The organism is Bacillus sp. L381 (assembly GCF_030284525.1).
GTDB lineage: Bacteria > Bacillota > Bacilli > Bacillales > Bacillaceae > Bacillus > Bacillus amyloliquefaciens.
The window spans coordinates 3,307,230-3,322,157 of the sequence record NZ_CP127224.1; the positions used below are offsets into that span (position 1 = coordinate 3,307,230).

Sequence of the window (14,928 nt, forward strand, 5' to 3'; positions counted from 1 at the left end):
TCTATTACGTGGCTGCCGTTTCTTTTTCGGCCAGCAATGTTTTCATCCGTTTTTTATCACGTTCCATTACTGGTTTCAGATAGCGGCCCGTATATGATTCTTTCACTTCGACAACTTCTTCGGGTGTCCCTGAGGCTACGATCGTGCCGCCGCCCGCGCCGCCTTCAGGTCCCAGATCTACGATGTAGTCCGCCGTTTTTATGATATCGAGATTGTGTTCAATGACCAAAACGGTATCTCCGTTATCAACGAGTCTTTGAAGCACGACCAAAAGCCGTGCGATATCATCGACGTGAAGGCCTGTCGTCGGTTCATCCAAAATATACAGCGTCCGTCCGGTGGAGCGCTTATGCAGTTCGGAAGCAAGCTTCACGCGCTGCGCTTCTCCGCCTGACAGCGTCGTCGCCGGCTGGCCGAGCGTCACATACCCGAGTCCGACATCGGCAAGTGTTTGAAGCTTGCGTTTGATTTTCGGGATATTTTCAAAGAAAGACAGAGCATCTTCCACCGTCATATCCAGAACGTCAGAAATGCTTTTTCCTTTGTATGTGACCTCAAGCGTCTCCCGGTTGTAACGTTTGCCGTGGCACACTTCGCACGGGACGTACACGTCGGGAAGGAAATGCATCTCAATTTTGATAATGCCGTCACCGCGGCAGGCTTCACAGCGCCCGCCTTTTACATTAAAGCTGAATCGGCCTTTTTTGTAGCCTCGCACCTTCGCTTCATTTGTCTGCGCGAACACATCGCGGATATCATCAAATACTCCCGTGTAAGTTGCCGGATTTGATCTCGGTGTCCGGCCGATCGGCGCCTGATCGATGTCGATCACCTTATCAAGATGATCGAGGCCTTTGATCTCTTTATGGCTTCCCGGTTTCGCTTTGGCTTTATGAAGTTTTTGCGCAAGCGCCTTATGCAGAATTTCATTCACAAGCGTGCTTTTTCCGGAACCGGACACACCTGTCACCGCCGTAAAAGTGCCGAGCGGGAATTTGGCGTTCGCTTTTTTCAAGTTGTTTTCTGAAGCGCCTTTGATTTCAATGAATCGGCCGTCAGGTTTTCTTCTCTCCGGAGGCATCGGGATGAATTGAGCCCCTGATAAATAACGTCCGGTCAGAGAGTCCGCATCATTCATCACTTCTTCAGGCGTGCCCGCGGATATGACACGGCCGCCGTGAATGCCGGCTCCGGGACCGATGTCTATCAAATAATCGGCAGCCATCATCGTATCTTCATCATGCTCAACGACGATCAGTGTGTTGCCGAGATCTCTCATGTTTTTCAGCGCGCTGATCAGACGGTCATTGTCACGCTGGTGAAGGCCGATGGACGGCTCATCCAGAATGTACAGGACGCCTGACAAACGGGAGCCGATCTGCGTCGCAAGCCTGATACGCTGGGCTTCTCCGCCTGACAGCGTCCCCGCCGCCCGGCTAAGCGTCAGATAATCAAGACCGACTTTATCTAAGAAACTGAGCCGCTCCACAATTTCTCTTAAAATTAAATCGGCAATCTGCATATCTTTCTCAGACAGCGTCAGGTTTTTGAAAAATTCCAGCGCATCGCCGACGGAAAGCTCGGTAATGGTTCCGATGTGGCGTCCGTTGACCAAAACGGCCAGCGCTTCTTTCTTCAGCCGGTAGCCTTTGCACGTCGGGCACGGCTTCTGTGACATGTACTGCTCCATCTGTTCACGGATATAATCGGAGCTTGTCTCTTTATACCGTCTCTCAATATTGCGCAGCACACCTTCAAACTCAATTTCATTTTCCCGCACTTGCCCGAAATCATTCTCGTATTTAAAGTAGATCCGTTCATTGCCGCTGCCGTAAAGCACTTTATCAAGCTGATGATTCGGCAGGTCTTTGACCGGAGTCTCCATATCAATGCCGTAATGTGTGCAGACCGCCTGAAGCAGCTGCGGATAATATTGTGAACTGATCGGCGTCCACGGGGCTATGGCGTGTTCCTTTAATGACAGCTCAGGATTTGGAATGACGAGTTCAGGATCCACTTCCAGCTTCAAGCCAAGACCGTCGCATGTCGGACAGGCGCCGAACGGGCTGTTAAACGAAAACAGCCGGGGCTCAAGCTCACCGATTGAAAAACCGCACATCGGACAGGCGTGATGCTCGCTGAACATCAGCTCTTCCTGGCCGATGACATCAATCATGACTCGGCCTTCTCCTAAGCGGAGCGCGGTTTCCAGTGAGTCGGAAAGCCGGGCGGCAACGCCTTCCTTGACGACAATCCGGTCAATGACTACTTCAATGGAATGCTTTTTATTTTTTTCAAGTTCGATCTCATCGGAAAGCTCGGCCATTTCTCCGTCAATCCGGACTCTTACGTAACCTTGCTTTCTGATTTGGTCAAGCACTTTGACATGGGCGCCTTTTCTGCCGGAGATAATCGGCGCGAGCACTTGAAGCTTCGTCCGCTCCGGATATTCAAGAATACGGTCAACCATCTGTTCAATCGTTTGAGACGTAATTTCGATGCCGTGCTCCGGGCAGTGCGGCTTCCCGACTCTCGCGTATAAGAGCCGGAGATAATCATAAATCTCCGTTACAGTTCCGACAGTTGACCGCGGATTGCGGCTTGTCGTTTTCTGGTCAATGCTGATGGCCGGAGAAAGCCCTTCGATCGCATCAACGTCCGGCTTATCCATCTGCCCTAAAAATTGGCGCGCATAGGCGGAAAGCGATTCAACATACCGCCTCTGTCCTTCCGCGTAAATGGTGTCAAAAGCAAGGGATGATTTTCCCGATCCGGACAGACCCGTCACGACGACGAGCTGATCCCGCGGAATCGTTACATCAATGTTTTTTAAATTATGCGCCCTTGCCCCTTTCACCTCAATCCGGTCAATTGCCATGTGTTCATCATCCTTCCGCTTTTAGCTCTAACAGTAAATCACGAAGCTCTGCCGCCCGCTCGAAATCAAGCGCTCTGGCCGCTTCTTTCATTTCGTGCTCCATTTGCTCAACGACTTTTTCGCGTTCTTTCTTCGTCATCTTCGCCAGCTTAGGCGCGGCTTTTGTTTTATATTCTTCTTTATCCTCAGCGGCCTGCGTCGCGCGGATCACATCGCGGATTTCCTTATTGATCGTTTGCGGCGTAATGCCGTGGATTTCGTTAAAGCGCTCCTGCTGTTCCCTCCGGCGCTTCGTTTCATTAATCGCAATTTCCATCGAACGCGTGATTTTATCGGCATACATGATGACGCGGCCCTCTGCGTTCCGGGCCGCCCGTCCGATCGTCTGAATCAGCGAACGCTCGGAACGGAGGAAGCCTTCTTTATCCGCATCCAGAATGGCGACAAGTGACACTTCCGGAATATCAAGCCCTTCCCTCAGCAGATTGATGCCGATTAACACATCATGTTTCCCGAGGCGGAGGTCACGGATGATTTCAATCCGTTCAAGCGTCTTAATCTCGGAATGAAGATAATTGACCTTGATGCCGATTTCCTTCAGATAATCGGTCAGGTCCTCTGACATTTTTTTCGTTAAAGTCGTCACGAGCACGCGTTCATTCCGTTCAACCCTCGCCTGAATCTCACCGATCAGATCATCAATCTGCCCTTCGATCGGACGGACATCAATGAGAGGGTCGAGAAGTCCCGTCGGCCTGATGATCTGCTCGATCATTTCCGGCGTATGCTCAATTTCATACGGCCCCGGGGTAGCCGACACGTACACGATATTGTGCATGTGCTTTTCAAATTCCTCAAATCGGAGCGGACGGTTGTCAAGCGCTGACGGCAGGCGGAACCCGTGATCGACAAGCACCTGTTTTCTTGCCTGGTCACCGTTGAACATGCCGCGCACCTGCGGAATCGTCACGTGTGATTCATCAACGACAATCATAAAATCGTCCGGAAAATAATCAAGCAGCGTATACGGCGTGGAGCCCGGAGGACGGAGCGTCAAGTGTCTTGAATAGTTCTCGATCCCCGAGCAGAAACCCATTTCCCGCATCATTTCAAGATCATATCTCGTGCGCTGCTCAAGACGCTGGGCTTCCAGAAGCTTGCCGTTTTCGCGCATGACTTTTAAGCGCTCCTCAAGCTCCTGTTCAATATTCAGAATCGCTTTTTCCATCTTTTCTGCCCGTGTGACGAAGTGGGAAGCCGGGAAAATCGCGACATGATCGCGGTCGCCGAGAATTTCTCCGGTCAAAGCGTCAACCTCTCTGATCCGCTCAATTTCATCACCGAAAAATTCCACTCTGATACAATGTTCGTCACGGGAAGCCGGGAAGATTTCCACAACGTCTCCGCGCACGCGGAACGTCCCCCGCTGAAAGTCGATATCATTGCGGGCATACTGGATATCCACAAGCTTTCTCAGCAGCTCATTTCGCTCAATCTCCATTTCCGGTCTGAGCGACACGACCATTTCCCGGTATTCTTCAGGCGAACCGAGACCGTATATGCATGATACACTCGCGATAATAATGACATCTCTTCGTTCAAACAGTGAGGATGTCGCGGAGTGTCTCAGTTTATCAATTTCATCGTTAATGCTTGCGTCTTTCTCTATAAATGTATCCGTCTGAGGCACATACGCCTCCGGCTGATAGTAATCGTAGTAGCTGACAAAGTATTCGACAGCGTTGTTCGGAAAAAACTCCTTAAACTCGCTGTACAGCTGTCCGGCAAGGGTTTTGTTATGGGCAATGACCAGTGTCGGCTTGTTGACTTCTTTAATCAAATTGGACACGGTAAAGGTTTTGCCCGTCCCTGTCGCTCCCAGGAGAGTCTGGTGTTTTCTGCCTTCCTGTATGCCTTTGACAAGCTTCTCAATCGCTTGCGGCTGATCTCCCTGGGGCTGATATTTCGAGACTAACTCAAAACGATCTTTCACAAAAAAGCCTCCGTTTCTTTACGAAATCTTCCTATTGATATAGTAACACAATGACGGGCAAAATCACTAAAAATACGAACTAAAGTTCGATGGTTTATTTTTACCAAGTCAATTTTTGTATAAAAAACCTGCTTTTATGGCGTAAAAGCAGGCATTCTATTTCATATTCACCATGTCAGGCATTGTCTTTCTTTTTGTCTGCTTCTTTTTTAGCCATGTACAGCCCGCCGGCTACCAGAGAGACGACATCCAATCCAACGATAAAATACGTTTCGGTGTAGCCTTTTAAATAGGATGCGAAAAGCAGCGCGGCTGTGAGAGCGATCGCCACATAGTGGTTAAAAGTGACTCTCGTAAAAAGGACGACCAGCATAAAAGGGAAACATAATGCAAAAACGGCTTTTGTAATCACAAAAACCCTCCTCGGGAATTCTTCATCTCATCTGATTATAGTAAAAAATGAAGAATCGGACAATCGTTCCCCTGCTATCACAATACCCTTTTTCAGCATTCTTCAATCATCTGTCAGAAAAAATGTAAAAGCAAATCCATTGAACCGTTAACGAAATGAATCAAATTGCCTTTCTTCAGCCGAAAGGCGGAGAACGATTAGGTCTTTGTGTCTTTGACAGTTTCTTCCTCCCTCTTTAAAATGTAATGATAGTGTTCACTATCATTTTCTTGGATGAAGAAAAAGGGGGCATCACGCATGTATTCAGTACGATTTCAAAAAGCGGAAGAATCGAGCCGCTCAGCAGGAGCAAAAGGAATGAACCTGATTAAACTGACGAAAAACGGCCTGCCCGTTCCCGACGGTTTTGTCATTCAGACGAACGCTCTGACACGTTTTATAGAAGACAATCGGCTTCAAGCAGAAGAGGCACAGATGGAGCGCGCCATTATGAACGGCACGTTTTCAAAAGAGCTCCGGGATGAGCTGGCCGCATCATTTTATGAATTGAGAGAATCATACGCCTCTGTCGCCGTACGTTCCTCATCCGCGTCCGAAGATCTTGAAGGCGCTTCTTTCGCGGGCCAGTACGAAACCTATTTAAATATCAAAACAGAAGAAGAATTTCTCGGAAAAGTGAAAGAATGCTGGGCTTCCTTCTTCTCGGCGCGGGTCAGCGGCTATAAAGAGAAAATGAACAACGATACCGCAGAACCGTTAATGGGTGTTGTCGTGCAAGGGCTGATCAATTCTGAGGTTTCGGGAGTCATTTTCAGCCGCAACCCGGTCACACACGATGACGGAGAACTGATGATCAGCGCGAGCTACGGTCTCGGAGAAGCAATCGTTTCCGGAAGCGTGACGCCCGATACATTTATCGTCAATAAAGGCACATTTCAGATTGACAAAGAAATCGGCTTAAAAGAAATGTATATCGTTTCTCAAGAGGAAGGCGTGACGGAAAAAGAGACGTCCGCTGACATGAGAAACCGCTTCTGCCTTGATGACGAGAACATCAAAGAGCTTGCCATGCTGACGATAAAGACCGAAGAACTGTACGGTTATCCCGTGGATCTTGAATTCGGATTTGCCGAAAATAAGCTGTATCTGCTTCAGGCCAGACCGATTACAACCATCGTGCAGGATCAGAAAGCGGCGGACGAAGAACGGGATTTTATCATGACGTCCCGGGATCAGAAAGATTTTTGGCTTAATATGGAGTCCAATATAGAAGGCCCCGTCAGCCCGTTATTCGCCTCGCTTATTGTGCCGGCTTTAGAATACGGCCTCAAAGAGAGCACAAAGACATTCCCTGTAATGGGCATCGAAATCGAGCGTGTCAAGCTTCATCAAGGCCGTGTTTTTTCCAGACAGCATAAGACGGACGACGAACCGCCCGCAGAACAGTTAGAAGCGCTATTTCCCATCTTGGCTGATCGCATGTACGATATTATTCATGAAACCTTTCTGCCTTTTTATCAAAAGCTGGACGAACTGGCGCATACAAACCATACACCGGAGACTGCCCTCGATGCTTTCCGGAACCTGCAAGACTTCTATTTAAAAGGATACGAAGAACATTTCAATATTGTCTTTCCGCAGGTTGCGTTAAACATGATGCTGGAATCGATGTACGGACAGATTGAGAAAGAAAACACCTCCCTTCTGTACGAAATGCTGGCGGGTGTCATGAATAAATCATTAGAAACAGACAGACAGCTTTGGCTTCTTTCCGGACAAGTAAAGGACAGTCCTGAGCTGCGGCGCGTCTTTACGGTTTCTCCTGCCGGTGAGCTTCATCAGACGCTTCTGCAATCAAATGAAGGAAAGCGCTTTCTTGAACAAGTCGGTGAATTTTTACAGGAATACGGCTGGAGATCCGTGAAAAGCCACGATCTGATCGAAGAAACGTGGGCGGAAAATCCTTATTTCGCATTGGCTAACATTCAGAACTATGTCCGGAACGGCTACGATTTTGACAGTGAGTTTCATAAAACGATAGAAAAACGAAAACAGCTTTACGCCGCCTTCATGGAGAAAATCGAAGATGACGGCTTCAGGGAGAGGTTTGACCGCTATTATCAGTGGACGCTGTCTTCATCCGTCATCAAAGATGATCACCATTTTTATATTGATGCGATGCTGGACGCCAAAGCACGCCTTTGCCTTTTGAAAATCGGCGAGCTCCTACAAAAACAAGGCGTGATCGATGACCGGGAGGATATGTGGTACTTATACAGCGATGAAGTCGAGAAAGCGCTGGCGTCGCCTGTTCCGATGCAGGAAAAAGCGGCTGAACGTAAACAGCTGTTCCAGCAATATCAGCTTCTTGAAGCGCCCGCTTATCTCGGCACTCCGACTCCAGAACAGCTGCAAGCGGCTGAGCAGATTACCGGTTCCATCACAGAAGATGAAAAAAACACTGAACATCATATTTACGGACTTGCGGCTTCAAGCGGAATCGCAAGCGGCCCGGTGAAAGTCATTCGTGACGCAAGTGAATTTTCCCGTTTTTCATCAGGAGATGTGCTTGTCTGCAAAATGACGACACCGCTTTGGACCAGTCTGTTTCAAGACGCAAAAGCCGTCATTACGGACACGGGCGGCATCCTGTCACACGCGGCCATCATCGCAAGAGAATACGGGCTTCCCGCCGTTCTCGGCACTCGCGCAGCGACTGACAGGCTCAACGACGGAGATATCGTCTCGGTAGACGGCACAAACGGCAAGATTACGATTGTCAAACGCGCTTCATGCTAGGTTTCCCTCTTTATTGACGGGCAGGGCGGGTGTATACTTGTCCTGCCAGTATTTTCGCGAGGTGAAACATGTTGAGAACGACGAACAAGAGAATTCTTGACGCTGCGATGAATCTTATTATCCAAAAAGGATACCGCGCCGCGACAACAAAGGAAATCGCAGAAAAAGCGAATGTAAGCGAAGCAACGATTTTCCGTAATTTTAAAAACAAACAAGGACTAATGAAAGCAATGATTGAGCAGCAGACGCCCGCACCGGAAAACATGATCGCCAAGGCGGAAGGCGATCTGTATGAGGATCTTCTTCATTTCGCCACGGCCCTTTTGCAGCAATTGGAACAAAAAAAAGAGGTGTTCCGTATTTGCCTGCGCGAACCGGAACTATTCGAAGACGTCCTGCAGGATATCATCGTATATCCGCAATCTGTGAAAAAATATTTAATCGTTTACTTTAAGGAGCTGACCAAGAAAAACATCATAAGCCCCGGCAGTGAAGAAGCAAATGCAGACGTCTTTATGACGATGGTCTTCGGTTATTTTATGCACCGTCTGCAGCTGGGGAAAAGGGTCATTACTCTTTCTGAGGAAACGATGCTGAAACACAGCACTGAGATTTTTATCAAAGGAATCGTCAGCCGGTAATTTTTCCGGCTCCTAGGAGGATGAAGGATGGGTTCAAAGAAAGAATGGGCGCTGATCGTTTCGCTTTTGCTGGGAGCCATACTCGTTCCCATCAATTCTACGATGATCGCAGTCGCCCTTTCATCCATTTCCCGCTCATTCAGCGAATCAATTGCCAGCATCACATGGGTAGTGACGGTGTATTTAATCGTGATGGCCGTGACACAGCCCATTGCCGGCAAGCTCGGTGATATGTACGGGAACAAAAAAATGTATTTATGGGGCGTCGGCCTTTTTCTTATCGCATCATTGGGGTGCGCCCTCTCGCCAAGTCTTTTCTTATTGATTTTCTTCCGGGCGCTTCAGGCCGCCGGCGGCGCTTTGCTTACACCAAACAGCATCGCCATCATCCGCCATGTCGTGTCTGAAAAACGGCTTCCGAAAGTATTCGGTTTTTTCGGCCTCGGTGCCGGACTGGGCGCGGCTCTCGGCCCGTTTATCGGCTCTCTTCTAATCGAGAGCTTCAGCTGGCATTCTATCTTTTGGGTCAATATTCCGTTTCTTGCGATCGCACTCGGGACGGCATTGATGATGTTTCCTAAATATAAAGAAGAAACTTCTGACGCGCCGCTTGATATCATCGGATCCGTTTTGCTTGCCGGCAGCATTGTATCTATTATTCTTCTGACGAAAAACGAAAGCTCTACGGGCTATTGGGTATACGCGCTGCTCATTCTTGTATTTGTTCCGTTATTTTTCAGGCGGGAGCTGCGCACGAAACATCCGATTATTGATTTTGACCTGTTTAAAAGCTCAACATTTACAAGCGCCAATCTGTCGGTTCTGTTAAGCAATCTAATGATGTACGCGGTGCTATTGATTATGCCGCTCTTTATGACCGGCCACTTCAGCATGAATACGTCGCACAGCGGCATGGCGCTGTCCGTCTTTTCGATTTTTATGTCCGCCAGCAACTGGGGCGGGGCTCAGCTGCATCATAAATGGGGCGCGCGAAGAATGATTTTTCTGTCCTTCATGCTGATGGCCGGAGCCAATCTATTATTTCTGCTTTTGGTTTATTCCCATTCCGTCCCGTTCCTTATGGCATCGCTTATTGTGGGCGGCATCGCATCCGGGGCGGGGCTGACGAGCATGCAGGTGTCTTCTCTTGCGACGGTAGAACCGGGCATGTCCGGCATCGCGTCCGGGATTTTTTCCACCTTCCGTTATTTCGGAAGCATTATTTCTTCAGCACTGATCGGTTTAATCTCCGGATTTCATATTCTGTTTATCATATTAATCGGCGTTTCTGTGATCGGCTTGTTCGTATCACTTGGAATTAAGTCCGGGGAAACCGTTCATACGAAAAAAAGCCATTCGGCGTAAACGAAAAAGGTTCCGTAAGCATCTGCTTTCCGGAACCTTTTCTAGTTTTTCTTCTTAATTTTCTCTTTCAAAGTGTCACCCCACTCCCCCGATGCATAGAGTATCGCAATGCCGTTTGCTCTATGAGAATCTTTTAGTTAAAAGAGAAAAGGGGAATGTAAATGGCTAAGAGTTCAGACCAAGTTAGGCCGCTGGCGCCGTCTCTTACAGTCAGTGCCGTTCAAAACAGCACAGAAGGAACTGCGTCAGATCTCGTTCTTACCTATTCGCCGAATTCCGTGCTCTCGTTAGGCGGAGTCGTATTCCGGCTGCCTGAAGGGTTTACCGCAACGACGAATGACACCATCAACAACAACAATTTAACTTCTTCACAAATATCAGAAGGCGGCAGAAAAGTCACGTTGCCATTGACGCTCGATCTTCTCGGACTTGCCCAGTTCACGCTTGTGCTGAAAAACAAAACACTCCCGGCGGCAGGCACGTATACCTTTTCCGCAGAAAATACGGTGCTGATCATCGGTTCTCTGCTGCCGGCCTCCGCTGATCTCACTGTGAATCCGGCAGCTTTTGCATATGTGACCAACTATTTGAGCAACCATGTCGGCACCATCAACAGAATCACCGGCACAGTTTCCAATGTCATTCCGGTTGGGGCTGCGCCGCTTGGCATCACAATAACGCCCGACGGCAGATTTCTGTACGTATGTAATTCGGGAGAAAACAGCGTATCCGTTATCTCAACCGAGACAAGCAGCGAGGTCAAGAGAATTCCGACAGGCGCGTCTCCTTATAAAATCGCAGCTTCGCCAAACGGAAACTTTATATACGTCACCAACCAGCAAAGCAGCAATGTTTATGTGATCAACACACAAACCAATACCGTCATCTCAGTCATTCCCGTCGGCCTTCTGCCGACAGGCATCGCCGTATCGCCGAACGGACAGCTTGTATATGTGCTGAATACCAATACCAACACCGTTTCCATCATCCGCACGGCAGACAATACAGTGACGGCAACCATTATTCTGCCGTACAGTTCTCCTTCTGATCTCGTCTTTTCGCCGGACGGAAGCAAGGCTTATATTACAAACCTTAACAGCAACAATCTCTCCATTATTGATACCAGCAAAAACACCCTCATTGATACCGTCAATACGGAGATGAATCCGCTCGGTGTCACGATAACGCCTGACGGAGCGAAAGTGTATATTTTAAATTCAAGCAGCGGCACCGTATCTGTGCTCAATACAGCTGCAAACACGATCACCGCGGTTATTCCTGTCGGTCAGTATCCGTACGGCGCCAAACCGGATACTGACGGAACACGTATCTTCGTCACGAACTTTTTCAGTAATCTGATTTCCGTCATCGACACGGCGTCCGATACCGTCGTCGGCACCATTACCTCAGAATTGTATCCGGCTGACATTGTAATCCGGCCGTAAAAAAAAGCCCGGCCGCCGTGTTTTTAACGGCACCGGGGTTTTTTTATAATGCTGTCATTTCTTCTTGCTCATGTTCATCCTGCACGAATAAAATACCTAATTCATGATGTTCGCCTTCATAGGACGCGCGCTGATCAAACCGGATCTCACCGTTCAGGCCGATGATCTCCATTTTTACAAATGCGCGGTTTTTTTGAAGTGCTTCATAAAAATCCGATACATGCTTCACGGGTATGCCGTTTACTTTCGTAATAATCTCACCGATCTTCAGATTAAGATCTTCCGCGGGCGTATTCGGAATGATACCGAGCACCATTAGGCCCTGATCCCGCTTAGAGAAATAAAACGGAGCCGCATTATCGTTCAACCGCTGTCTCAATGATAAAAACAGGCGTCCGAGCACCGCGATACAAACGGCAGCACCGGCAAGCGGAGTCCACCAAAGGGCCGCTGCCCCGAATGCGGTAACGATCATTCCGAGATACATAACACGTTTCGCCGTTATCCTTATGCTGACCTCCGGAAGGGATCCCTGCACACGCTGTCCGAAGCCCGCGATATAAGGAATCCAGATCAAATGGAAAGAGCCGCCCGGCACGGTAAAGACAGGCCACCAAGAAAGGTGTGTTTCAAGCCCGCTGCCCGGAACCAATAAGAAAAGCGGAAGCAGCCATGCGCGATTCGCCAATTGACGGCCGATGGGCAGACCTCTGCTGCTGACGACAAGCGCCGGAGATGTTTTTTCATGCGCTGAACGGTAAGCTGCCGCTCCCTCCGTAATGATCAAAAGGCCCATGAACACGGCCGCTGACGCCCAATTCACGCCGAATGCCTGCGGAAACCGATCCGCGAACGGCACTGTGTGGGTATATTGAAGGACAAACACAATGAACATACCGGCGCTGACAATATAAGCTGATGACAGCCAATTCATACGGAACGTCAGCGAAGCCAAAGCCGTCACGGCCGCAATGATGCCGAGAAGGCCGAATGGAATCGAAATTCCCAGTCCAAAAAATAATATGGAGAGAAGAATCCCCGGTATAAGCCCTTTTATGTATGTAAAGATAAGCTCGTCATACATATCCGCGATTTTTGTATGAAACGTATGGCGTTCACGTTTAATCCGCAAATATCCGCATGCGAGACTTATGATGATAAAAAACCAAAACATCGGGTGCAAAAAAAACAGACCGATACTTTTCAGAAGTTCAATTCCCCATTGAACAGACACTGCTTTCACCGCCTCAAGCCAAACATTTTAATTCTATTCTACCAAATAATCATTGGCTTGAATATCTCAAACGTCTATCTCTCTTCCGTCATCCACAGTGTTACATTTGAGAGAGAGAAATCTTTCAGATAGTGGTCGACTTCCACCTCGATCACGCCGCTGATCAGAAGCATAGACCGCTTAATATCCGTCAGATTGATTCCTAAGCGTTTATGGTTTTTCATTAAGTAAGTGAAATAATGCTTTGCACACTCTTCATTGATTTCGTGAACGCATTCAACATTTGTGTAATTGACCAGGTATCTGCTGAACAGCATGAGAAGACTTAGTGCTTTTGTTGATGAAAATGTGACGTCTTTTGTTCTGTCTTTTAGTTGTTCCACTAATTCATAATATTTTTTTTCACGCACAATACTTGCCCTCTTCAATTGTGAACCCCCATTTTTTTATCCAGATAAGCACGGGTGATTACAGCTGCCGTGCTGAAGCGCCGCAAACACTTCTGCTTTCAATACTGAAATGCAGCTGCCAGACTAAAACTGTTCTCTATTAGAACCTTCTTTTATTGTAAGAACTAAAACTGACTGAGGCAACTTTCAAAAGTTTCATTTTGAATACATATTAACTCGGCATAAAGTCTCTCTTCCCTATAAATATCGGGTAATGTTTGTCCTTTATAAATGTTTAAATGTGAAAATTTTTTTAATATCTTGTCAAAAACGTCATAATTATATATCTTTTGGTTCATTTTTGATGAAGGACAAAAGAAACAGGAGGCGAAAAAAACGCCTCCTTTTCATTTATTTTACAAATAATGATTTTAACGCCATTTGCAGCTGTAAATCATTTTTTTCGTCAGATTTCTTCTCGTTCATCAGCTGATTCATTTTTTCCGCTGTTTTTTTGTCAATGACAGCTGTTTTATCAAGCTTGTTCCGGTCTTGAAACGCCAGAACGGCTTTTTTCATTGTTTTGCTGAAATAGCCGTCCGCCCTGCCCGGGTCGAAGCCCAAGCCTTTCAGCAGGATTTGGGCGTGTTTGACATCCGCACTGTTCATATCAGGCTGAAGCGGCTGTTTCAGCTGAAGCGGCCCCGCTGCAAAATAATCCGGCTGGCTTACGGCGATTGTCGGGGTAATGCCTTTTTTGTGAATCCAATTGCCTTTCGGTGTCAGCCATTTGTACAGCGTCAATTTAATATTGCTGCCGTCTCCCATAGGTACGGCCTGCTGAACCGTTCCTTTGCCGAAGGAGGTATCACCGACAACGTCATAATGTCCCGCCTCTTTCAATGCGCCCGCAAGAATTTCCGAAGCGGAGGCGCTTCCTTTATCCGTGATGACATTGACGGGATACGGCTTTTTATCTTTTAAGGTTGAGAAATATTGTTTTTTATCCCCGTTACGTTCCGCGATTTGAATATACGGCATGTCTTTTGTGACGAAATGCTTTAAAATTTGTTCGACGCTTTGAAGGTATCCGCCGGGATTTCCCCTTACGTCAAGAACGAGCCCGTCAATCCCTTGTTTCTCAAGCTTTTTCAGCGCCGCTGCGAAGTCCTGAGCGGTATGCTCGGAAAATGTCGATATGGCGATATAGCCGACATGATGCCCGCCTGATTCTTTGCGGGAAGCAAATACGGTTTCCAGCGGAATTTCCGCTCTTTTAATCCGGAATGACAGCTGTTTTTCAGTTCCCGGGCGCTGTATTTTAATAGAAACCTTCGATCCTTTTTTCCCCCTGATTTTCAGCACGGCTTCGTTTAAATCTTTCCCGTTCATTGACTCGCCGTTTATACTGATGATTTCATCATTCGGCTTGAGGCCTGCTTTTTCAGCCGGAGATTGCTTAAACGGTGAAACGATAATGATTTTATTATCTTCCATACCGACTTCAGCGCCGATACCTTCAAAAGAAGAATCAAGAGAATCGGAAAACTGCTTGGCGGTCTGCTTGTCCATATAAACGGAATAAGGGTCGTTTAATGTAGACAGCATCCCCTGAATCGCTCCTTCAAGAAGCTTTTCTTTATCTACATTTTCCACGTATTCGTTCGAGATCAGCTCATATGCTTTTTCGATTTTTTCCATTGCCTGGCTTCTTTCTGCTTCTGATGAATTCGGCTGTGCCGCCCCGGCAATATGGGCTCCGCCGCACATGA

At 47.8% G+C, this 14,928-nt stretch carries 10 protein-coding genes; 4 read left to right on the forward strand and 6 right to left on the reverse strand.

Features of this window, described 5'->3' with window-relative positions:
- Window positions 1-4: 4 nt before the first annotated feature.
- The 3 genes from uvrA to QRX25_RS17025 form a co-directional block, all read right to left on the reverse strand.
- Window positions 5-2,878, reverse strand: a complete 2,874-nt coding sequence (gene uvrA, locus QRX25_RS17015) for an excinuclease ABC subunit UvrA (protein ID WP_013353756.1) — start codon at window positions 2,876-2,878, stop codon at window positions 5-7.
- Between the two features lie 7 nt (window positions 2,879-2,885).
- Entirely contained in the window at window positions 2,886-4,871 is a 1,986-nt protein-coding gene (uvrB, locus tag QRX25_RS17020) for an excinuclease ABC subunit UvrB (RefSeq protein ID WP_212099462.1), read from the reverse strand.
- Window positions 4,872-5,046: 175 nt separating this feature from the next.
- Window positions 5,047-5,283: a CsbA family protein gene (locus QRX25_RS17025; RefSeq protein ID WP_003151438.1), complete on the reverse strand. Its 237-nt coding sequence runs from the start codon at window positions 5,281-5,283 to the stop codon at window positions 5,047-5,049.
- Window positions 5,284-5,580: 297 nt separating this feature from the next.
- Between QRX25_RS17025 and QRX25_RS17030 the strand changes: the two genes are divergently transcribed.
- From QRX25_RS17030 to QRX25_RS17045, 4 genes are all read left to right on the forward strand, one after another.
- The gene (locus tag QRX25_RS17030) at window positions 5,581-8,082 is read left to right on the forward strand and encodes a PEP/pyruvate-binding domain-containing protein (protein WP_212099466.1); all 2,502 of its coding nucleotides are present in this window, start codon (window positions 5,581-5,583) and stop codon (window positions 8,080-8,082) included.
- A 71-nt stretch (window positions 8,083-8,153) separates the two neighbouring features.
- Window positions 8,154-8,723, forward strand: coding sequence for a TetR/AcrR family transcriptional regulator (locus tag QRX25_RS17035; protein WP_065522325.1), 570 nt, complete (start codon window positions 8,154-8,156; stop codon window positions 8,721-8,723).
- A 27-nt stretch (window positions 8,724-8,750) separates the two neighbouring features.
- Window positions 8,751-10,088 carry an MFS transporter gene (locus QRX25_RS17040; protein ID WP_212099469.1) on the forward strand — a complete coding sequence of 446 codons (1,338 nt, stop codon included), beginning with the start codon at window positions 8,751-8,753 and terminating at the stop codon, window positions 10,086-10,088.
- 161 nt (window positions 10,089-10,249) lie between these two features.
- Window positions 10,250-11,533: a BslA/BslB family hydrophobin gene (locus tag QRX25_RS17045; protein ID WP_212099472.1), complete on the forward strand. Its 1,284-nt coding sequence runs from the start codon at window positions 10,250-10,252 to the stop codon at window positions 11,531-11,533.
- A 43-nt stretch (window positions 11,534-11,576) separates the two neighbouring features.
- Here QRX25_RS17045 and minJ read toward each other — a convergent pair whose 3' ends face one another.
- The 3 genes from minJ to ctpB all read right to left on the reverse strand — a co-directional run bounded on the left by minJ (window position 11,577) and on the right by ctpB (window position 14,926).
- Window positions 11,577-12,767, reverse strand: a complete 1,191-nt coding sequence (minJ, locus tag QRX25_RS17050; protein WP_045512322.1) for a cell division topological determinant MinJ — start codon at window positions 12,765-12,767, stop codon at window positions 11,577-11,579.
- Window positions 12,768-12,841: 74 nt separating this feature from the next.
- Window positions 12,842-13,195, reverse strand: coding sequence for a swarming motility protein SwrAA (swrA, locus tag QRX25_RS17055; protein WP_014305920.1), 354 nt, complete (start codon window positions 13,193-13,195; stop codon window positions 12,842-12,844).
- 372 nt (window positions 13,196-13,567) lie between these two features.
- On the reverse strand, window positions 13,568-14,926 hold the full coding sequence (gene ctpB / locus QRX25_RS17060) for a carboxy-terminal processing protease CtpB (protein WP_373925714.1): 1,359 nt from the start codon (window positions 14,924-14,926) through the stop codon (window positions 13,568-13,570).
- Window positions 14,927-14,928: the final 2 nt, after the last annotated feature.